Below are 19,597 nucleotides of genomic sequence, written 5' to 3'. Positions count from 1 at the left end.
GGTTCCAAAAGTCCCGCGCATGCGCTGACCTGTGTGTTCGCCAGCTGTTGTGGTCTTCGTCAGGCGGTGTTGCGGTACTCGTGGATGAGTCCGCCGAGGACGTCGTGGCGCTGGATGTGCTGCGCAGGGAACGGGATGACGTCGGGGTCGTCGGCAGGGGCTCGGAGTTGCAAGGCCCGGTGCGGCCTTCTGGAGTTGTAGTGCCCGGCGTATTCGGCAAGGGTGCGGCGCAGGTGCTGCTCGTTGTAGATGAGCAGCCGGTCGGTGCACTCGGCTCGTGCGGTGCGTATGAACCTCTCCGCGTGGGCGTTCATCCGCGGCGTCTGCGGCGCACTCTTCAAGGTCTCGATGCCGTCGGCGGTGAAGACGGCGTCGAATGCCTGGGTGTAGCGGCTGTCGCGGTCGCGCAGCAGGTAACGGAAGCCAGCGGCGCGCTCGCCGAGGTCGGCGAGGAGGTTGCGGGCGAGCTGGGTGGCCCAGGCCGCGGTGGGATGGGCGGTGACGCCGAGGATGTGCACGGTACGGGTGCCGACCTCCAAGACAAAGAACACGTACAGCCTCTTCAGGATGACGGTGTCGACATGGAAGAAGTCCGCGGCGAGCAGGCCGGAGGCCTGGGTACGTAGGAACTGGCGCCAGGTTGGGCGCCCGCCGGGGTTCCGTCGGGGTGCGGGGTCGAGTCCGGCGCTGCGCAGGAGACGGCGGATGGTGGAGGCGCCTACCCGGTGGCCGAGGCGCCGCAGTTCGCCCTGGATCCTGGTGTAGCCCCAGGTGGAGTTGTCGCGGGCCAGACGCAGGATGAGGGCGGTGAGCTCCTCGGAGGTCGGCGGCCGTCCCGTGCGCACAGGTTTCTGCTTCCACTTCCAGCGCAGCAGGCGGCGGTGCCAGGTGACAAGGGTGCCGGGGGTGACCAGGCGATGTCGGCGCAGCCTGCTCGGCAGGTGCCGGGCCAAGGCTGCGAGTACCGCGCGGTCCGGCCAGGAAAGTCGCGGCCGGACGCCGAGCTGGCGGCGCAGCACCGCGACCTCATGGCGCAGCGCGAGGAGCTCGACATCCTTGGCTGCCTCCGAGCGCGACAGCAGTCGGAGCAGTCCGACGAGCCGGAGGAAGACCAGATAGAGCATACGCAACGCCATGCAGGCCGAGCCTGCCATGATCGCCTGGAGCTGCAAAGTGCCTGATCAGGGGCTGTGCATGATTTATGGCACCCTACAGGCTGGCCGGGGTGCCGGCGGCGGACCACATCTTCGAGGTGCCCCCGTCGGCGCCACAGTCGGCGACCGAGACGCTGGCACTGATCACCAGGACGGTCGCGCAGTGGCTGGCGGACCTGGCGCTGTAGTGGGGGCTGTGGCGGCCCCCCAAACTCACCTGGCAAAACGGCCAAGATCTCCTGTCCGGGACACCCAGGAAGACCGCCCCTGATGAACATCCTTCCCGTCACTCACCACGCAGCGTCCGGGCACGCAAATCATCGAAGTCCTGCTGGAGTGCCAGGCACCTGGTGATCAACGCGCTCCGCGCCGCCGGACACCGCAACATCGCGGCCGGCATCCGGCACGTCTCCTACGGGCCCCTTACCCGCCCGCTCGACCTGTTGGGCATCGTCTGACCAGTGCGACTACAAGATCACCGGACTTCGCAACGGCCCTGGCATGGCAGCCGGTGCGGCGTGACGTCCTCTGGCAGCGTGCTCGGCGCGCCGGTGAGCAGGTTTGGCGGAGCACGCCCGGCCCACGGGTGCCGCCCGTGCGCGTACCGCCGGCCCCGCCAGGCAAGCTCCCGGGGGCGCGCCAGTGGGGGTGGTCGGTCCCGTCCGGCCCGGGCATCGGTACGGTGACGGCTCTCCGGCCCGGTCCGTCCGCGCCACCGGCGACTCGGCGATCCGCGCCCTTCGATGTTTAGGACCTCGTGCACCAGCCGGCCGGCCGGTGCACCAACACGTGTGCCCCCGGCCGGAGTTAACCGGCCGGGGCACAGGGGCGGACGCGTGCCCGCGTCGTTGTCCCAGGAAGGGCGTCAGGATGCCGCTGCCGCCTCCGCGACGGGCAGACGGAGCTCCTGACCGGCCAACTCCTCGTAGAGCTTGACCGGGACCATCTCACCCGACAGGTCGCCGTACTTGGCCTTGGCCCGGCGGTAGATCTGCTCGACCAGCGCGGACAGCTCCGTGGAGACGCCGATGTCTCGACCCAGGTCGACCGCGAGGCCCAAGTCCTTGCAGGCCGGCACCATCGCGAACGACTCGTCGTAGTCGCCGGACTCGAGTATGCCCATGATGTCGCTCTCGAGGAAGTTGGACGCCGCGGGGCTCGCCAGCAGCGCCGAGCGCAGGACGCCCAGGTCGACACCGGCCTTGACGCCCATGGCCAGCACCTCGGACGAGGCGACCAGGTGGGCGAACCAGAGCAGGTTGATCATCAGCTTGACCGTGTAGCCGGCGCCCTGGTCGACATCGACGGGGCGTTCCAAGCGCCTGTGGCTACGGCTGTTCTCCGCCGCCTCCCAACTCGCCACCAACAGCCGCCGCCGTGCGCTCCGCCTTGCCCGCAGGCAGAAACACCACGCCTGGACAGCAGGAACGGCCCGCCAGCCGAGGTGACGGGCCGTCATGCGAGATCGAGGTTGGGGCGTGGCCAACCGCCGGGTCAGTTGAGGGGCTTGTCGAGGACGGCCTTGGCGTGGCTGAAGGTGTCGATCGAGTACTCGCCGTGGTAGCGGCCCATCCCGCTCTCGCCCACGCCGCCGAACGGCAGCTCGGGCACGGCCAGGTGGGAGACCGTGAGGCCGAAGACGAGGCCGCCCGAGGATGTCTCGGTCGCCAGTCGCTGCTTGGTCTGCTCCGACTCGGTGAAGGCGTACAGCGCGAGCGGCTTGTCGCGCTCGTTGATGAAGGCGATCGCGGCGTCCAGGTCGGGCACGGCGATGATCGGCAGGATGGGGCCGAAGATCTCCGACTGCATCACGGGTGCCTCGGGGGAGACCTCGGCCAGCACGGTCGGCGCGAGGTAGCGCTCCGCGCGGTCGTGGCCGCCGCCGGTGACGGTCCGGCCGTCGCCGAGCAGGGCGGTGAGCCGGTCGTGGTGACGTTCGTTGACGATCCGTCCGTACTCCGGGCTGCTGGCCGGGTCCGCCCCGTAGAGCGCGTGCACGGCCTCGGTCAGGTGCGCCTCCAGCGCGGTGGCGGTGTCGCCGATGGCGAGGATGTAGTCGGGGGCCACGCAGGTCTGCCCGGCGTTCTGGAACTTGCCGCGCGCCACCCGCTGGGCGGTGACCGCGAGATCGGCGCCGGGCTCGACCACCACGGGGCTCTTGCCGCCGAGTTCCAGGGTGACCGGGGTCAGGTGCTTGGCGGCGGCCGTCATGACGATCCGGCCGACCTGGCCGTTGCCGGTGTAGAAGATGTGGTCGAAGCGCTGCTCCAGGAGCGCGGTGGTCTGCGGCACACCGCCCTCCAGCACGGCCACGGCCTCCCGGTCCAGGTAGCGCGGCAGCAGGCGGGCGATCGCGGCGGAGGTCGCCGGGGTGAGCTCGCTGGGCTTGACCACGGCGGTGTTGCCCGCCGCGAGGGCGCCCACCAGCGGGGCGAGGGCCAACTGCAGCGGGTAGTTCCACGGCGCGATGATCAGGACCACGCCGAGCGGGTCACGGACCACCTGGGCCTCGGCGGGCAGGAAGGCGCCGGGGACAGCGGCCGGCCGCGGGTGCAGCCACTGCTCCAGGTGCTCCACGGTGTGGTCGATCTCGTTCAGCGTGAAGCCGACCTCGCCGCGGTAGGCCTCGGTCGCGCTCTTGCCCAGGTCGGCGTGGAGCGCGGCCAGGAGGACCTCGGACTGCTCGGTGAGCAGCGCACGCAGCGCACGCAGCTGGGCGAGCCGCCAGCCGAGCGGCCTGGTGCGGCCGGTGGCGAAGGAGGCGCGCAGGCGCGCCACCACGGTGGCCGGGTCGGTGGCCACGGCGGCGACCAGGGTGCGGGCCAACTCGGCCGAGGAGCCCGGGTTCTGGCCGGTGTAGAGGTTGCGGTCGATCACGGTGTGCGGCGTGAAGGGCGCGGCCTCCACGAAGTCGGCGCCCAGCTCGACCAGGCGGTCCTGGACCAGCCACTTGGCGCCGGCGGCCAGGCCCACCGCCTGCTCCTCGGCGTTGCTGAAGGCGGTCATCCGGTAGCCGGCGAAGGGCCAGCTGCCGTCCTCGTGGCGGGCGGCGAGCAGCGCGGCGGGGGCATGGCAGACCACGCCCAGTGGCTTGCCCGACTCCAGCGCCCGGGTGAGCAGCCGACCGGAGGCCTCGTCCACGGCGAGGTCCTCCATCGGGCCGTGGCCACCCGGGTAGAAGACCAGGTCGTACGCCTGCGGGTCGACCTCCGCAAGCTTCGCGGGGTGTTCCAGGTCCGCGCGGATGGCCTCCAGGTAGCTGGCGAGCCGCTCGGCCTTCTCCTGGCCCCCGCCCGCATCGCCGCCGTTGGCCGCGGCGCTCAGGCTGCCCTGGTCGACGGGGGCGGCGACGCCGCCGGGGGTGGCGATGGTGATCTCGAAGCCCGCCTCGGTGAAGATCCGGTGCGGCTCGGCGAGCTCCTCGGCCCAGAAGCCGGTGGGGTGCGGGGTGCCGTCGGCGAGGGTCCACTGGGTGGCGCCGGTGACGACGAAGAGGGCGGAAGTCATGGTGGTGCTCCAGGTTGGCAAGGGGTTGCGGGGTGATCGGGAGGGCGGGTTGATCAGGAGTTGCTGGGGACGGCCTCGGCGTTGGTCGACGCGGTGGCCGCCACGGCGCGCGGCTGCTCGGCGGCCGGCGCGGTGAGCGGCCGGTGGTGCTTGCTGAGCCCGGCCATCGCGGCCACGGCGGCCAGCAGCAGAGCGGCTGCGGCGATCACGAAGCTGAGGGTGAACTGGCTCTCCGCGGGCAGCGCGGCGCCACCGAGCGCGGCGTAGCTGACCGTCTTGGAGGCGAGCAGCGAGGTCACCACCGCGCTGGCGATCGAGCTGCCGACCGAGCGCGAGATGGAGTTGATTCCGTTGGCGATGCCAGTCTGCTCCAGGGGGACGCTGGCCGCGATCAACGCGGGCATCGCGGCGTAGCCGAAGGAGATCGCGATGCCGGTGAGCATGCCCGCCGTGATCACCGTGCCCTCGGCGCCGTGCCCGAAGGCCAGCCAGGCGAAGCCCGCCACGCCGATCAGCGCGCCGACCGCGAGGGTGGAGCGGGCGCCGATCCGCCGCACCAGCAGGCCGCCGACCGGGGCCGCGGCCAGGGCGATCAGGGCGCTGGGCAGCAGGTACTCGACGGAGGCGCGCAGTACCGAGGCGGTGAAGCCGTAGCCGGTCAGCCGACCCGGCATCTGGACCAGGTAGGAGATGCCGATGAACTGGGCGAACGAGGCGAAGCCCACGAAGAGCCCGGTCAGGTTGGTGAAGAGCACCTGGCGGTGGACGAACATCCGCATGTCCACCAGCGGGTTGCGCACCCGCCGCTCGACCAGCACCCAGAGGGCGGCGAAGACGGCGGAACCGGCCAGCGAGCCCAGCGTGCGGGTGGAGGACCAGCCCCACTCGTGGCCCTGCGAGATGCCGAGCAGCAGCAGGACCAGGAAGACGGCCAGGGTGAGCGCGCCCAGCACGTCGACCCGGCCCCCGGTGGGCGAGCCGCCGTGCGGGACCACGACGGCGACGGCCGCCAGTGCGAGCACGGTCAGCGCGGTGGAGAACCAGAAGACCAGGTGGTAGTTGGGGTGCGCGCCCTGTGTGAGCAGCCCGGTGGCCACCAGCGAGAGGCCGCTGCCGAACGCCAGCGTGCCGCTGACCAGCGCCATCGCCCCGTGCAGTTTCTCCTTCGGCACCTCGTCGCGGATCACGGAGAGGGCGAGCGGGAAGATCGCGGTGGCGGAGCCCTGCAGTACCCGGCCGACGATCAGCAGGGCCAGCGAGGTGGTGGTCGCGGCGATCACCGAGCCGACCACCATCACCGCGAGGACGGCGAGCAGTGTGCGCTTCTTGCCGAACTGGTCGCCGACCCGGCCCAGCAACGGGGTGAAGACGGCAGCCGAGAGCAGCGCGGCGGTGGTCACCCAGCTGACGCCGGCGGCGCCGGTGTGCAGCTGCTTCTGCAGCAGGGCGAGGATCGGGACGACCTGGGTCTGCGCCATGGCCACGACCATCGCGGCCAGGCCCAGCGCCAGGATCAGGGGCGTACTGCCGCGCTGTCCGGCGGCGGCGGATCGGGGCGCGGCATGGCTCATCAGGTAGGGGGTCCTTCCGGGAGGGGGCGGCCGCGGGGGGTGTGGGGCCGGGCGGGGCTTGAAGGCGGCGGGCGGAACCTGGGTGATTGAAGCCTGCAAGGTTGATGTCTTCAAGCAATGCTTTGAAGGTAAACCTGAAAGATTGAGGAAGTCAAGCAATCTCGCCTACACTCGACGCATGACCCAGTCCGCCGCCCCGCCCGCCGCCTCCACACCTCCTGGCGCCGCTGCCCCCACGGCCGCCGCGCCCACACCGGTCGAGCTGATGGACCAGGTCGCCCACGCCGCGGCCGCCTACTACCGGCACTTCGCCGCACTGGCGGCCGAACGCGGCCTCACCCTCATGCAGGGCAAGACGCTCAGCCTGCTGCGCGAGCCCCGCCCCATGCGCACCCTGGCCGACCTGCTCGCCTGCGACGCCTCCAACGTCACCGGCATCGTCGACCGCCTGGAGGCCCGCGAACTGGTCCGTCGCCAGGTGGACCCGGCCGATCGGCGGATCAAGAACGTGCTGCTGACCGAGGAGGGCGAGCGGACCGTGCGGCAAATCAGGGTGGAGCTGACGTCCAGCCTCACCGGGCTGGAGCAGCTGGACGAGGCGGACCGGCAGACCTTTCAGCGGCTACTGGGCCAGGTCTTCCCCGGGTGACCGCGACCACCCTCCGGCCCCTTCCGACCCCTTCCGGCCACCGCTGGGCCCCTGACCGGCGCAGCGGACCGTAACCGCGCCCCGGCGGCCGATGCCGGGAGGGCGTACCCAACCAACCACCCGCCGCTCCCTGCTGGCCGCCACCTCCGCCGCCGTGGCTGTGGCCGCCGCCGTGACCGCGGCCGCCGCCGTGACCCGCGCGCCGGCCGTCACCGCCCCGGGTCGGCCGGCGGCGCAGGTGACCGGCCCCGTCGAGTACCAGCCCTGACCGCCGCCGACTGGGCCACCGGCACCGCCCAGGCCGGCGTCGCGGGCGACGGGCGTGCGGACGTCTGGCTGGAGACGGCCGCCGGTACCGTCGACCACCTTGAACCGCACATCGGGCTGCCGAGCACCTGGGAGTGGGCGACCTGGACCTCGCCCGAGCACCCGCTCGCGGTCCGGGTAACGCAAGCTGTGGTCTGCTGGAGCGCCCCAGCACCTCTACGACGTCCTGGAGATCGACCGCAGCCCGGCGTGAGGTCCGAGAGATCACGCTTCTGCATGATCTCCCTACAAGAGGGGCACCTTCCAGACGTCTGCCGCTAGGGTCACCGTGAACGAACGGTAAGGGGGGCCTGTGCTGCCAGATTTCGATGACCGCGGACACCTGCCGCCTGGCCGGTACCGGCTGACCATCACGCAGGCCGCCGAGGCCTTCGTCCACGCGGAACGGCTCCGGACGTCCACGACCCGGCTCCAGGTCTGGCACGGCTTCCAGGAGTACCTCTACCAGTTCATCCACCTGGAGGAGCAGTTCACGCCGCTGCTGGAAGGCCGTGAACTCATCCACAGCGTCTGGCTGGGAGGAAGCTTCGTCAGCGCCAAGCTCGACCCCCACAATGTGGACGCCACGTTGCTGATGAACCCCGACGCCGAGCGGGCCATTCGAGGCAATCCCGGCTCGAAATGGCTCACTACCGCCTTCAAGAGCTGGAAGGCTATGCAGGACCGGTACCACGTGGCTCCCCTGCGGATCCCGTACGTGCCGGTGGCCAGAGTGTTCCAGCCCCAGGACCTCGCAGCCGAGGAACTGGAGTACTTCCGCGACCGCGGCCGCTGGGACGACTGGTGGCAGCGATGCCGCCTGCCGGGTGAGGGGGAACCGAGCGTGCAGAGCGCCGCGCCGGTACGAGGCTACGTGGAGGTGACCCTGTGACGGCCGAATGGCGAGACCAGATGCGCCGACTCCACGGCGAGAGCACCGCCCGCCGACTGGAAGAAGAAGGCACGGAAGACCGGGACGACGACCTCGTCGAGAGCGACCTGCGCCGCGCCAACCTCGACTACCTCCAGCGCCACGACCCCCAGGCCCAGGCCGAGGAAGAACTGCAGATCCGACTCACCGGAGAACACGCCGCCACCGGAGCCCTCCAGTTCGACTGGGGCAACGCCCTGCTGCGCCCGCTCCAGGACAGCGTCTCGGCGGCAGCCCACCGCCAGGTCCCCCTGGAGCTGACGGGACTGTCCCGCGGCAGCACCGTCATGCACGTACGGCCCCGACCAGCCCCCGATCCCGAACCGGACTACGAGGGCCTGCCGCTGGACATCTCACCGGCCGACGCCGGCGTGCGCGCTCTCGTCAACCTCCTGCGCGCCCTCGAAGACGAGCAGGACGTCCGGGCCTGGAGCGAGATCCTCGACCCGGTCGACGTGGTCGTCAAAGCCCTCGACAAGTTCGACCTCGGCATGGGCCTGAAATGGCTCGCCTCCGACGGCGCCGTTCGCACCGCCACCCTGACAACCCGCGGCCGAGCGTACGTCGCCCGCCTGCGCGAGACCCACACAGCGATCGACGTCCAGCGCCTGTCCGGCCGGATCACCGAGCTGCGCAGCTCCGGCGTGGTACGGATCAAGACCGGCGTCTCGAAGAAGTCACCAGCCTGGGACGTGAAGTTCGACGACCCCGAGCAGCTCTTCGCCATGCGCCTGGCGCTCGGCGACCAAGTCCGCTTCGTCGTCGAGCAACGCCGCACCTTCGACGCGATGAGCCGCACCCGGGCGACCGAGTACCGCTTCCTCGATGTCGACCACGACCCTGAGGCGCTACCTGCCGGCTGACCGAGATCCGCTGCCGCGTTGGTCATCCAGTCCCATCATCGGGAGGTTGATCCAGGCGGTGCGCTTGCGGAGCCGGCAAGACCGCAACGGGCCATGGCGGACCACCGGGACAGGACGAAGTCCTCCTCCGGTGCCGGGCACGGATAGAGTCGACGCAGCGGCCCAGGACCGGGACGTATGACGGAGGAAACGGGCTGGAGGACGGGGCATGTACCTCAAGAACGTGCGGGTGCGGAACGTACGCGGCTTCCGCGGCGCCCGTGAGGTGGACCTCGACCTGACCCGGCCCGACGGCTCCTACGCAGGATGGACGGTGCTGGCCGGCCGCAACGGCTCCGGCAAATCCACCTTGCTGCGCGCCGTCGCCCTGGCGGTCAGCGGTCCGAGTGCGGCGCGCGGGCTGGTGACCGACTTCGACTCGTGGATCAGCGACGAGCAGTCCCAGGCCGTCGCGGAGGTGTGCTTGCACCCGGACCCGTCGGAGGACCGGTTCGACAAGGGGAGGCCACCGGCCGGCGTGTTCTGGGCGGGCCTGCAGTGGACCGCGCCGGACACCGCCGCCATGGCCGGCAGGCATGCACAGCCGGCCCTGACCACGGTGACGTACAGGAAAGCGCCGACCGCTGCCCAGCGCGGGCCGTGGGCGGACAACCCGGTGGGCTGGTTCTGCGCGGGCTACGGGCCGTTCCGCCGGCTCGTCGGCGGGTCGGGGGAGGTCCAGCGGCGCATGGCCGGGTCGGGTGCCGTGGCCCGGCTGACCAGCCTTTTCCACGAGGACGCCTCGCTGGCCGAGGGGGTCAGCTGGTTGATCGAGCAGCACCTGCGTTCCTTGGAGAACCGCCCGGGCGCGGCGGAGCTGAAGCTCATCGCCCTGGAGATCCTCGGCGACCAGCTCCTGCCCGACGACTACGCCATCGGAAATGTGGACTCCGACGGCCTGTGGGTCGCGCACGGTGGTCGCTCCTTTCCCCTGCGGGAGATGAGCGACGGCTACCGCACCGTTGCCGCGCTCGTGGTCGACATCCTCAAGCAGCTCCACGACACGTACGGCGCCCTCCACGTCGAACACGACAGCGGCCGCCCCGTCGTGACCGTCCCCGGCGTCGTGATCATCGACGAGATCGACGCGCACCTGCACGTGTCCTGGCAGAAGCGCATCGGAGGGTGGCTCAAGCAGCACTTCCCGCTGGTGCAGTTCCTGGTCACCACCCACAGCCCCTACATCTGCCAGGCCGCCGACCCCGCCGGGCTCATCCGCCTGCCCGGCCCGGACGTCGACGAAGCCCCCGAGGTCGTCGGGACAGACCTGTACGACCGGGTGGTCTTCGGCAGCGGCGACGACGCGGTGCTGTCCGAGCTCTTCGGCCTCGACACCCCGTACTCGCAGCGCGCGGACGAGGCCCGGGCACTCCTGGTCGCGCTGGAGATGAAGATCGTGGCAGGCGAGGCCGGCGATGAGGAGCGGGAGCGCTACCGGCAGCTGAAGCGAACCCTGACCAGCTCGCCGGCCGCCCGGGTCGACGAGGTCGCCGCCCGCCTGCACTCCCTGACCGGGCACGTCGCGTGATCCGAATCCATCGGCTCCCCCTGCCGGAACCGCCGCGCTCCCGCATGGCCGAATGCACCTGCGACATCGTGCTGGCTCCGGAACCGAAGGCCAGAGCACGACAGCTGTGGAAGAACACCACCGTGCGACGTGACGTGCACCTTCCGTTGCGCGGCCTCCTCGGGGAGATGGCGGCCGGTCGCGAGCGGTGCATGTACTGCGGGGACAACCAGGGCACCGACATCGACCACTTCGATCCCATCGACCGGCACCCGATACGCGCCTTCGACTGGACCAACCACGTTCTCGCCTGCTCACTGTGCAACAGCCACCTCAAGAAGGCCGTCTTCCCGCTCGACCCAGACGGGAAGCCGCTGCTCATCGACCCCACGGCCGAGGACCCGACACCGCACCTGCGGCTTGTCCTGGCGGTCGGCCAGTACCACCCGCTGACCCCCAGAGGCCGGGCCACCATCGACCTGTTCGACCTGAACCGAGGCTTGCTGGCCAAGGGCAGGGTGAACGCCTACCGCGTCACCAAGGCCTGTGTCGCCCAGTGGGCCGACGCCACCGCGAAGGGGGACCACGACGAGGCCGCCCGCTGGGCCGCGGTCGTCAACGAACAGCCGATGGCCGACGTCGTTCAGGCCATGCTGCACCAGGCGCTCGACCCCGCCGCCGAGATCGTCTTCGACGACGACCCCCAACTCCTCGCCCACCTCCGCGAAACCACGCTCCGAACGGCCCTGCTCATCCGGTAGGACACCGCAGGCGGCTGCTTGCCGGGGGAGTGTCATGAATCAGGTGGACGCCCTGATCAAGGGAGACACTGATGAGCTCGCTGACGGATCACCGGATCGGGTCGGTTTCTGACAGTTCGGTTTTGTCGGAGCCCTGTCCGGCCGATGCCTTGGAGATGGGTCCGAGGAGGAATACGGGTGCGTCGGATGTGGTGGCCTCGGTCGCTGAGCTGGCGGCCGAGCAGGCCAGGGCCGGCGGGATGCAGTTGCTCGGCGAGGGCGGACTGCTGCAGCAGCTGACCCGGCACCTGCTCCAGCAGGCGCTGGAGGCCGAGATGGACGAGCACCTGGCCTCGACCGCGGAGCCGGGCCGCTCGGCCCGCAAGGGCGGCAACGCGCGCAACGGCTACCGGATGAAGACCGTGATGACCGAGGCAGGGCCGGTCACGCTCGAGGTCCCGCGGGACCGGGCCGGCACGTTCGAGCCGAAGGTCGTGCCCCGGCACTCCCGCCGCACCGAGGGCCTGGACAACCTGGTCATCTCGTTGACCGCGAAGGGCCTGACCTCCGGGGAGATCGTCGCGCACCTGGCCGAGGTCTACGGCATGACCACCAGCAAGGAGACCGTCTCCACGATCACCGACCGGGTCCTGGAGGGCATGGCCGAGTGGCGCACGCGTCCCCTTGACCCGGTCTATCCGGTGCTGTTCGTGGACGCCGTGAACATCAAGGTCCGCGACGGGCAGGTCGCCAACCGGCCGGTCTACGTCGTCCTGGGCGTCACGGCGGACGGCTACCGGGACATCCTGGGTCTGTGGACCTCCAGCGGCGGCGAAGGCGCCAAGTACTGGCAGTCCGTCCTCACCGAGATCAGGAACCGCGGGGTCAGGGACTGCCTGATCCTCATCTGCGACGGCCTGGCGGGGCTGCCCGACGCGGTCGCCCAGGTCTGGCCGCAGACCGTGGTGCAGACGTGCATCGTGCACCTGCTGCGGAACTCTTTCCGCTACACCTCCAAGCGGGACTGGGCGGCGGTTGCCCGCGACCTCAAGCTCGTCTACACCGCACCGAACGAGGCCGCGGCGCTGGAGCGGTTCACCGAGTTCGCCGCCGCCTGGGAGGCGTCCTACCCGGCCGTCGTGCGACTGTGGGAGCGGGCCTGGCCCGAGATGGTTCCCTTCCTGGCGTTCGACGCCGAGATCCGAAAGATCATCTGCACCACCAACGCCATCGAGAGCCTCAACTCCCGCTACCGCAGGGCCGCCGGCGCCTGCGGGCATTTCCCGAGCGAGCAGGCCGCCCTCAAACGGCTCTACCTGGCGACCCTCGCGCTCGACCCCACCGGCCGCGGCCGGCAACGCTGGAGCAACCGCTGGATGGCCGCCCTCAACGCCTTCGACATCACCTTCGACGGGCGCCTGTCAGCCGGACGGGCGTAGGCCAACCGGCCCACGCCCGACAGCAAGATCAACACCTAGTCCAACCGGGTGTCGTACACCTAGATCGTGATAGTCCCCTTGCCGGATCGGCCGGGGCCCCGTACTCGCGGGCGTTGGTCGGTTGATGCCTTCTATCTGGGGCCGAAGGTGTTGAGGAAGAGCACCGGCTCGTCGCCGAAGCGCCCGGAGGCGTCCAGGTCGAGGAGCGCCGCGAAGGCCTTGGCGGTGTAGGTGTGCTCGAGTGCCAGCCCCGCGTCGGAGGCGGCGCGGTTGAGTGCTGCGGTGGCTTCGGCAGTTGGGTGGGCATAGCCGGGACCGAGCCAGCCGCGGTCGAGGCGGATGTCGTCCGAGCTGAGGCCGAGTGGGGGCAGGGCGGCGCCCCGACTGCGGAGCAGCGCCTCGGACTTGCGGGCCAGGGCGTTGAGCGCTGTGCTGTCCAGGCGCAGGGTGTCGTTGACGACGATCCCGAGGACGCGGGTGCGCAGGCCGGCCAACCGCAGCCCCAGGGCCAGGCCGGCGGCGGTGCCTCCCGAGCCGACCGCGGTCACGACCCAGCCGGGCTCGGGCAGCAGCCCGTTCGACACCTGCGCGGCCAGCTCCAGTGCGGTTTCGACGTACCCGAGCGTCCCGAGCGGCGAGGATCCGCCGGCCGGGAGGAAGTATGGGAGGGTGGGGCCTCGCATCGAGGAATGGCGTGCGAAGAGCCAGGGGGCGGCGAGGATCAGGCGGGTCTTGGTGTGTAGGAAGTGCAAGGTGGCGCCGGATGCGCGAAGGCGCCAGAGTTGGGCCCGGGTGTGATCGTCGACCGGGTGGTCGATCAGGGCGAGGGCGACGGTGAGGCCCTGTTCGGGGGCGTAGAGTGCCGCTGCCAGGCCCCAGTTGGTGCCGAGACCGCCGACGGTGAGGAGTGTCCGGGCGCCGCGCCGGTGGGCTTCGGGTAGCAGCCATTCCAGCTTGCGGACTTTGTTTTCCGCCCCATCCGCCGTGCCCGTAGCCGCTCTCGTCCTTCAGCCAGAGCGGAGACTGGCAGCCGAGCTTGGCCAGAGGCCGCACCGGCGTCGGCACGTCGCCCAGCGGGAGGTGCGGCAGCGACTGGGCCAGTTCGGGCCAACGCTGGTGCAGCAGCGGACGCGTCATACGACCGACGATACGGGAGCAGCGGCCCGCCGAGGAGGGTGATCAAGTCGGCCACGCCACGTTCGCCGGCAGCGTTGACCAACTGCGGGGTGAACGCGCCGATGACGCTTATCAGCCCGGTGATGTCGAGGTCGAACCGACTCAGCCCGGATCCACCGCTCCGCTTCTGAGGTGACCGTGTCGGTGTTCGGGCGGCGGTGACCGGTGGGAGGGCGTGTGGCACCCGTTGGTCTGTCCAGCTCTTCCACAGGCTCTCCGGTCGGGCCCTCGCGGGCGGGGTGGGTGGGTTCGGCCAGCGGGTCGGCGGTGCGTGGGCGGCGTCGAAGAACGTGGTGAAGGCGTCGCGTCAGTGCCACTGCATCGGCAAGCGTATCGTCAGACGCCATGCCGAGCGCGCAATCCGGGCCGGGATATTGACCAGGTGGGCACGGAGGGTGGCAGTCGTGGCCCTGGCGCGGAAGGTCCCGGCGAGCGTGCCGGCGGCCCGAAGCAGGTTGAACGCGATCGCCCACAGGGTCAGCCAGGCGGCGTTGGCCTGGAAGTTTCCGGAGGGCAGGTGGGCCAGCGCGCCGGACTTGCCGTCCGCGATCACCTGCTCGACGACCGTGTGCTGCCAGGTGCTGGAGCTCGGTCTGGAGCGTGGTGAAGGGGCTGTCGGTGAAGACGGGGTGGTAACGCCAGGCGGTGAACAACTCGCCCTGACCAGCGGCGGATTCAGCGCTCAGCCGGGGGACGCGGCGCACGATGAGGAGTGCGGTGACCTGCTCGGCTTTCCGACGTGAGAGACGGTCACATAGCGGATTCCCGCTGACGTGTGGAGTCTGTCGAGTTCCTGTCATGCCGGATTCGGACAGTGCAGAGGACTGTCTCCGGAAGTGCTTCTCCACGCAGTCTTGCCGACGGCACGGCCGACCGCCTCGTGCGCCCCGACAGGGCGGGCGGGCGTGTCGGCTCCGGTACGCAGAAGGAGTTCTCGTGAAGAAGATGCTCGCCTGGGCCGTCACCGTTGTCACCGCGGCCACCTGCGCCCTCGGCGCCTCCCTGCCGGCAGCGGCCGCGGACGGCACGACGGCCACCGCCGGCGCCGTGGCCTCCGCCTACGGGCTCGACACCTCCTCGCTCACTCCGCATCAGCGGGAGCTCGTCGACGAGATCCTGACCGCGATGCCGGCCGGCTGGCAGGAGCGCGCCGCCGCCACCGACGCCGAGTTCGGCGTGGACGACACCCCGTGGGCGAACATCCTCGACGGCGTCATCAATCCGGGCGACTACCAGTGCAGCAACACGGCGCTGACGGCCTACGCGAGGGACACGCTCAAGGACGCCGACCCGGTCTTCAGGTATGCCCTGCCCATGCTCGGGGTGGGGACGCTCGCCATGTACGACGCGATGCTGACCGCCGACGACTCCAAGTCCACCACCTTCGGCGTCAACGGTGAATACACCAACGAGCTGAGGTCCGAAGGGAAGGACCTCAAGAAGTTCTGGGACATCAACTCCGACGACATCCAGATCGTGCCGATGCACGGCGGTGACGTCTTCTCCTCCCCGGAGCGGCTGGCCCGCGCCCTGTACATGCGGGTTCCCATCGGCAGCGTCGAGGGCAAGCTCCCCGTGGCCCGGTACCTCATCGAGCTCATCAACTCGGAGCCCGCTCTCAAGGGCGGCACCAACCCGTACTTCACCTTCAACTCGATCGCCTACACCGAGAAGGGCAGCTCGCACCCGCGGGGCATCTCCGACCACATCGTCATGGGCGACGGCATCCTGCAGGGCATGGCAGCCGTGGGCCTGGGCGACGCCGCTCCGCGTAGCATCCTCGCCCATGAGTTCGGCCACCACGTGCAGTTCGAGGACAACCTGATCTCCAACACCACTCTGACCGGGCCGGAGGCCAGCCGCCGCGTCGAGATGATGGCGGACGCGTTCGGCACGTACTTCCTCACCCACTCGCGCGGCGAGGCGCTCAACACCAAGCGGTTGCTGGCCTCCGAGCAGTCCTTCTACCAGGTCGGCGACTGCGGCTTCCGCAGCTACGGGCACCACGGCACGCCCAACCAGCGCCTCGCGGCGTCCGCGTGGGCCGCGAGCGTCGTCAACGACGCCGCCAACCAGGGCCACATCATGCCCTCGCTGAAGCTTGGCGGGCTCTTCGACGCGAAGCTGCCCGACCTCGTGAAGCCGGACGCGACGAACTGAGGACGTCCCGGGTGCGCGGCCCGGCGCCCGGTGCGGGGTCGCGCACCGGCCGCCCCGACGGCCGCGCGCCCGGGCCGCAGACGTGCGGGTCCACCACGACGAGACCGCCCACGGCGGCGGCCCTGTACCGCCAGCCTCTGTAGACGCGCGGTGGCAGGCCGGTCATCGTCCGTCGCGGGGTACCGCACGGCTCGGCTCCTCAGAGCCAGCCGCGACGGCTTGCCTGGACGCCGAGCTGGAACCGTGTCCGCGCGCCGAGGAGTTCCTGGAGGCGGGTGATGCGGCGGGCCACCGTCCGTTCGCTGACGCCGATCTCGCGGGCGATCGACTCGTCGGTCAGGCCGCCGCTGAGGTAGGTGAGCAGTTGCCGGTTCTCGGCACCGGGAGCCGTCCCGGCGTCGTCCGCGGTCTCGGCGGCGGCCGGCAGCGGGACGGCGATCTGCCAGAACGACTCGAACACGCCGATCAGCGAGTCGAGGAGGTCCGATCTCCGCACGAGGATGTGGTGCCGACGGTCCCAGTCGCCGGACGGGGGGCACACGAGGGCGAATCGGTCGTCGCGCGCAGGAACTGGTCTGGCAGCTCTTCCAGTTCTACCGGGAGGCCGCCGCCACCCTCGGTCAGGACCCGGCCTACGCCGCCACCGTCGCCGACCTGCAAAGCCGCCTCTACCTCCCCCAGGTCAGCAAGGACACCGGCTTGCTCGAGGAGTGGATGACCCCGCAGGACCTCGACACCTCGGACCGCACCCACCGCCACCTGTCCCCGCTGGTCGGCCTCTTCCCCGGCGACCGCATCACCGCTGACCGGAGCCCGGCCGCCCTGCTCGCCGGCGCCACCAAGCTGCTCACCGCCCGTGGCATGACCAGCTATGGCTGGGGCGTCGCCTGGCGCTCGCTGTGCTGGTCGCGACTGAAGAACGCGGCCAACGCTTACCAGTGCGGCGTGAGCGAGGGGGAGACCGCAGCCGTGTTCGCCGAGGAAGTCCCGGCGCTCGTCAACGCCATCCCCGCCCAGACGATCCAGATATTCCGGGCGCTCTCCCCGACCACGGCGGACGCCGACGCATCCGGGCCGACAGCATTCACCCAGCAGATGATCCTCCAGCAGGTCGGTAGCTCGGTCCGGGCCCAGAGCCAAACTCGGCTACCTGATCGCCGAGGCCGACGGTCCATCGACTGAAGGCCCGACTACCCGACAGGGGCACGCGGAGTACGGGTCACGCCGCCGCCGACTCGAACGCGGCCCTGAGAGATGGACGGGATCCGACGGGCGTCCGCACCGGGACAGCCGCGGTGAAGGCCGACCCGTCGCCGTCACCAGCGATCGCGCGCCGGTGACTCGGCGACAGCGGCCATGCATGGCTCCGGACGCCTGGGCTGTGATCGGACCAGCCGAGCGTGGAAGTAACCCTCAAGCCGCCGTGGACCGCTCACAGAACCCGACCACCGCCCGGAGCGCCGAGGCAAACCTTCATTCATCCGTTCGAGTGGCGTGATGGGGCGTCACCCAACGATCCCACCCACCGCAGCCAATACTGGCCACGCGCCGGCGAGGTGCATCCCTACCGAAGGAGTTCTCCATGGCCAGCTGGAGCTACGAAGACCAAGGTATGCCGTCGGACGGGCTGCGGATCACTTCCGTCGCGGTCACCCCGGACCCGCCGAAGCCGGGAGGCGCCGTCACACTACGGATCGAAGCGGCCGTGGCGAGGGAGATCAAGGACGGCGCATACTTCAACCTCACCCTCAAGCTCGGCATGATCCAGGTTCTGCAGCGCCGCTACGACCTCTTCGAGGAACTGCGCGGTGGCGGTGACGAGAGCCTGAAGCTGAGCTGCAACACCAGCGACGGCAAGCGCCCGATCCCGCCGGGGAAGACGGTCCTGACCGCCGTCATCGACCTCCCCAAGGACAAGACCCCCCGCGCGAAGTTCAAGCTCAACGTGAGTGCCTTGACCGTTGACGATGAGGATGTCGCCAACTTCAACCTTCAGGCCGACTTCAGCACTGTCTGAAGTGATGTGCCCTCTGTTCCATGCCTGCTCCTGCCGAAAACCTCATCCGGGGCCTGTGACCTGCGCATTCTCGCGAACGGCCAAGGGTGCCCGCATGAGCGTGCCAGGCTGATGGATCGTGCTGCTGAGACTGGCGTACCTGGGCGTGACCAACGCGTTCGCGATGCTGCGTCTGCTGCCGATGAGCGACCGCGACAAGGATGTGGAGATCCTGGCCCTGCGCCATCAGATCGCGGTGCTGGAACGGCAGCTGGGCGGGCAGCGGGTCCGGTTCGAAGCGAGCGACCGGGCATTCCTTGCGGCACTGTTCCACCACCTGCCGACGCAGGTGCTCCGCCGGATGCGACTGCTGGTACGGCCGGACACCGTTCTTCGCTGGCACCGCGACCTGGTCGCCCGCCGTCACGCTGCCCGGTCCCGTCCCAAGCGCGGAGGGCGGCCGCGTACCGTGCGCTCCATCCGCGCCCTGGTGCTGCGCCTGGCCGCGGAGAATCCGGGGTGGGGGTACCGCCGCCTTCACGGCGAGCTTCTCGTCCTCGGCGTGAAGGTGGCAGCGCCCGCTCCTCCAACCCGTGGGTGACAACGCGGGAGCGGAACTCCGACAGCACACTGTGGTCGAACCCCGGATCCTCCAAGCTCAGACCCAGTGCGTACTTCCACGCCAGGTTCTCTCGGACCTCGTCCGCCGCCTGCCGGTCGGTCAGGTTCGCGGCCTTCTGCAGGACCGTGACCAGCGCGAGCCGGCCCGGCGACCAGCCCGGCTTGCCCGACCGGCCGAACGCGTCGGCGAAGGCCGCGTCCGGGAACAGCTCGCCGAGCCGGTCACGGACCTGCACCGCCAGCGGAGCCTCCCGCTTGCCCCGGTACATCGCCCGGATCGCCGCCGCGATCTGCGGATCAGGCTGGGGCCAGGGCTGCGGTTGCACCGACACGACATGCTCCGATCCAAGACGAGGCCCGAGAGATCACCAGCGCTCATGATCCACTGCATCGTGCCCACGCTGCCACCCCTGGCCCAAGGAACAGGTCCGATACCGCTCCCCGGGCCACCCCAGAGCATCTCAACTCTGAGACATCGCAAGAGACTTGGAATTAGCCACCAAGATCGGGCACCGTCGGTCCAGGTCGGTACGCCTTGGGGCGGCGGGCCTGGGTCTCGGCGCCGTCGATCCGCACCCGGATCCCTTCGGCCTCGGCGTAGGCGAACACGTCCGCCAGGGTCCGCAGCCGGACGCCGGGGCGGTCGGGGACGGCGAAGCCGCCTGCTGCCAGCAACGGCCGGATCTCGCCGATGACCCGGGAGACCGTGGAGCGGGCCGTGCCGTACAGCTCGGCCAGCGCGGCGTGCGGGAGCCCGGTGCGCAGGTGGACCAGGGTGACCAGCAGCCGGTCGGTGAAGACCAGGTCGTGCTTGGGCCCGGCACCGGTCTCTCGCTGCCGCTCGACACCACGCCGCTCGTACAGCGCCGACTCGCACCGGGCGAGCCACGGGTCGGCCAACTCTTCGATCAAATCGCCGAGATGTGTACGGGAGACGC

Annotated in this window: 19 protein-coding genes and 2 pseudogenes; 12 read left to right on the top strand and 9 right to left on the bottom strand. The window is 70.3% G+C overall.

The features are described 5' to 3' along the window. Positions 1 to 59 precede the first annotated feature (59 nt). On the bottom strand, positions 60 to 1,136 hold the full coding sequence (locus ACIQOW_RS20520; RefSeq protein WP_401086963.1) for an integrase core domain-containing protein: 1,077 nt from the start codon (positions 1,134 to 1,136) through the stop codon (positions 60 to 62). A 65-nt stretch (positions 1,137 to 1,201) separates the two neighbouring features. Here ACIQOW_RS20520 and ACIQOW_RS20515 point away from each other — a divergent pair, with 65 nt between their 5' ends. Then, positions 1,202 to 1,342: a hypothetical protein gene (locus tag ACIQOW_RS20515; RefSeq protein WP_401086961.1), complete on the top strand. Its 141-nt coding sequence runs from the start codon at positions 1,202 to 1,204 to the stop codon at positions 1,340 to 1,342. A 677-nt stretch (positions 1,343 to 2,019) separates the two neighbouring features. Here ACIQOW_RS20515 and ACIQOW_RS20510 read toward each other — a convergent pair. The 3 genes from ACIQOW_RS20510 to ACIQOW_RS20500 all read right to left on the bottom strand — a co-directional run bounded on the left by ACIQOW_RS20510 (position 2,020) and on the right by ACIQOW_RS20500 (position 6,232). Then, positions 2,020 to 2,472, bottom strand: coding sequence for an NAD-binding protein (locus ACIQOW_RS20510; RefSeq protein ID WP_401086959.1), 453 nt, complete (start codon positions 2,470 to 2,472; stop codon positions 2,020 to 2,022). A gap of 176 nt (positions 2,473 to 2,648) precedes the next feature. Continuing rightward, positions 2,649 to 4,661: an aldehyde dehydrogenase family protein gene (locus tag ACIQOW_RS20505; protein ID WP_401086957.1), complete on the bottom strand. Its 2,013-nt coding sequence runs from the start codon at positions 4,659 to 4,661 to the stop codon at positions 2,649 to 2,651. A gap of 53 nt (positions 4,662 to 4,714) precedes the next feature. Then, on the bottom strand, positions 4,715 to 6,232 hold the full coding sequence (locus ACIQOW_RS20500) for an MFS transporter (RefSeq protein ID WP_401086955.1): 1,518 nt from the start codon (positions 6,230 to 6,232) through the stop codon (positions 4,715 to 4,717). Between the two features lie 178 nt (positions 6,233 to 6,410). Here ACIQOW_RS20500 and ACIQOW_RS20495 point away from each other — a divergent pair, with 178 nt between their 5' ends. The 6 genes from ACIQOW_RS20495 to ACIQOW_RS20470 all read left to right on the top strand — a co-directional run bounded on the left by ACIQOW_RS20495 (position 6,411) and on the right by ACIQOW_RS20470 (position 12,706). Continuing rightward, positions 6,411 to 6,881 carry a MarR family winged helix-turn-helix transcriptional regulator gene (locus tag ACIQOW_RS20495; protein ID WP_401086953.1) on the top strand — a complete coding sequence of 157 codons (471 nt, stop codon included), beginning with the start codon at positions 6,411 to 6,413 and terminating at the stop codon, positions 6,879 to 6,881. A 619-nt stretch (positions 6,882 to 7,500) separates the two neighbouring features. Next, positions 7,501 to 8,079, top strand: coding sequence for a DUF6932 family protein (locus ACIQOW_RS20490; protein ID WP_401086951.1), 579 nt, complete (start codon positions 7,501 to 7,503; stop codon positions 8,077 to 8,079). Positions 8,080 to 8,099: 20 nt separating this feature from the next. Continuing rightward, positions 8,100 to 8,981: a hypothetical protein gene (locus ACIQOW_RS20485; RefSeq protein ID WP_401086950.1), complete on the top strand. Its 882-nt coding sequence runs from the start codon at positions 8,100 to 8,102 to the stop codon at positions 8,979 to 8,981. Between the two features lie 208 nt (positions 8,982 to 9,189). Continuing rightward, complete coding sequence (locus ACIQOW_RS20480) at positions 9,190 to 10,548, top strand: AAA family ATPase (RefSeq protein WP_401086949.1); 1,359 nt, start codon at positions 9,190 to 9,192, stop codon at positions 10,546 to 10,548. A gap of 44 nt (positions 10,549 to 10,592) precedes the next feature. Next, positions 10,593 to 11,288: an HNH endonuclease gene (locus tag ACIQOW_RS20475; protein ID WP_401086947.1), complete on the top strand. Its 696-nt coding sequence runs from the start codon at positions 10,593 to 10,595 to the stop codon at positions 11,286 to 11,288. Positions 11,289 to 11,443: 155 nt separating this feature from the next. Then, positions 11,444 to 12,706: an IS256 family transposase gene (locus tag ACIQOW_RS20470; RefSeq protein ID WP_401086945.1), complete on the top strand. Its 1,263-nt coding sequence runs from the start codon at positions 11,444 to 11,446 to the stop codon at positions 12,704 to 12,706. A 131-nt stretch (positions 12,707 to 12,837) separates the two neighbouring features. Here the strand turns inward: ACIQOW_RS20470 and ACIQOW_RS20465 are convergent, their stop codons facing one another. After that, positions 12,838 to 13,650, bottom strand: a complete 813-nt coding sequence (locus ACIQOW_RS20465) for a 1-aminocyclopropane-1-carboxylate deaminase/D-cysteine desulfhydrase (protein ID WP_401087252.1) — start codon at positions 13,648 to 13,650, stop codon at positions 12,838 to 12,840. 539 nt (positions 13,651 to 14,189) lie between these two features. After that, on the bottom strand, positions 14,190 to 14,435 hold the full coding sequence (locus ACIQOW_RS20460; RefSeq protein WP_401086943.1) for a hypothetical protein: 246 nt from the start codon (positions 14,433 to 14,435) through the stop codon (positions 14,190 to 14,192). Between the two features lie 25 nt (positions 14,436 to 14,460). Between ACIQOW_RS20460 and ACIQOW_RS20455 the strand changes: the two genes are divergently transcribed. Together ACIQOW_RS20455 and ACIQOW_RS20450 are read left to right on the top strand one after the other, a co-directional pair. Continuing rightward, positions 14,461 to 14,625: a hypothetical protein gene (locus tag ACIQOW_RS20455; protein ID WP_401086941.1), complete on the top strand. Its 165-nt coding sequence runs from the start codon at positions 14,461 to 14,463 to the stop codon at positions 14,623 to 14,625. Between the two features lie 193 nt (positions 14,626 to 14,818). Then, the gene (locus ACIQOW_RS20450; RefSeq protein WP_401086939.1) at positions 14,819 to 16,042 is read left to right on the top strand and encodes a hypothetical protein; all 1,224 of its coding nucleotides are present in this window, start codon (positions 14,819 to 14,821) and stop codon (positions 16,040 to 16,042) included. A gap of 199 nt (positions 16,043 to 16,241) precedes the next feature. On the opposite strand, the gene ACIQOW_RS20445 is transcribed toward ACIQOW_RS20450, so the two are convergent. Next, positions 16,242 to 16,538, bottom strand: a complete 297-nt coding sequence (locus ACIQOW_RS20445) for a response regulator transcription factor (RefSeq protein ID WP_401086937.1) — start codon at positions 16,536 to 16,538, stop codon at positions 16,242 to 16,244. Between ACIQOW_RS20445 and ACIQOW_RS20440 the strand changes: the two genes are divergently transcribed. From ACIQOW_RS20440 to ACIQOW_RS20430, 3 genes and pseudogenes are all read left to right on the top strand, one after another. Beyond that, positions 16,529 to 17,224: a glycosyl hydrolase family 95 catalytic domain-containing protein gene (locus ACIQOW_RS20440; RefSeq protein WP_401087250.1), complete on the top strand. Its 696-nt coding sequence runs from the start codon at positions 16,529 to 16,531 to the stop codon at positions 17,222 to 17,224. The two genes, ACIQOW_RS20445 and ACIQOW_RS20440, sit on opposite strands and share 10 nt — an antisense overlap. 400 nt (positions 17,225 to 17,624) lie before the next feature. Continuing rightward, the gene (locus ACIQOW_RS20435; protein WP_401086935.1) at positions 17,625 to 18,059 is read left to right on the top strand and encodes an ML domain-containing protein; all 435 of its coding nucleotides are present in this window, start codon (positions 17,625 to 17,627) and stop codon (positions 18,057 to 18,059) included. Between the two features lie 118 nt (positions 18,060 to 18,177). Further along, positions 18,178 to 18,615, top strand: a pseudogene (locus ACIQOW_RS20430) (integrase); the annotation flags it as partial. Between the two features lie 70 nt (positions 18,616 to 18,685). On the opposite strand, the pseudogene ACIQOW_RS20425 reads toward ACIQOW_RS20430, so the two are convergent. Both ACIQOW_RS20425 and ACIQOW_RS20420 read right to left on the bottom strand, forming a co-directional pair. Then, a pseudogene (locus tag ACIQOW_RS20425) lies at positions 18,686 to 18,928 on the bottom strand (transposase); the annotation flags it as partial. A gap of 223 nt (positions 18,929 to 19,151) precedes the next feature. Beyond that, on the bottom strand, positions 19,152 to 19,571 hold the full coding sequence (locus ACIQOW_RS20420) for a transposase family protein (RefSeq protein ID WP_401086933.1): 420 nt from the start codon (positions 19,569 to 19,571) through the stop codon (positions 19,152 to 19,154). Positions 19,572 to 19,597: the final 26 nt, after the last annotated feature.

The sequence above is a fragment of the Kitasatospora sp. NPDC091335 genome (assembly GCF_044757205.1).
Classification (GTDB): domain Bacteria; phylum Actinomycetota; class Actinomycetes; order Streptomycetales; family Streptomycetaceae; genus Kitasatospora.
Note: the sequence above shows the minus strand (reverse complement) of the source record. Positions and strands in the feature narration are given on the sequence as shown.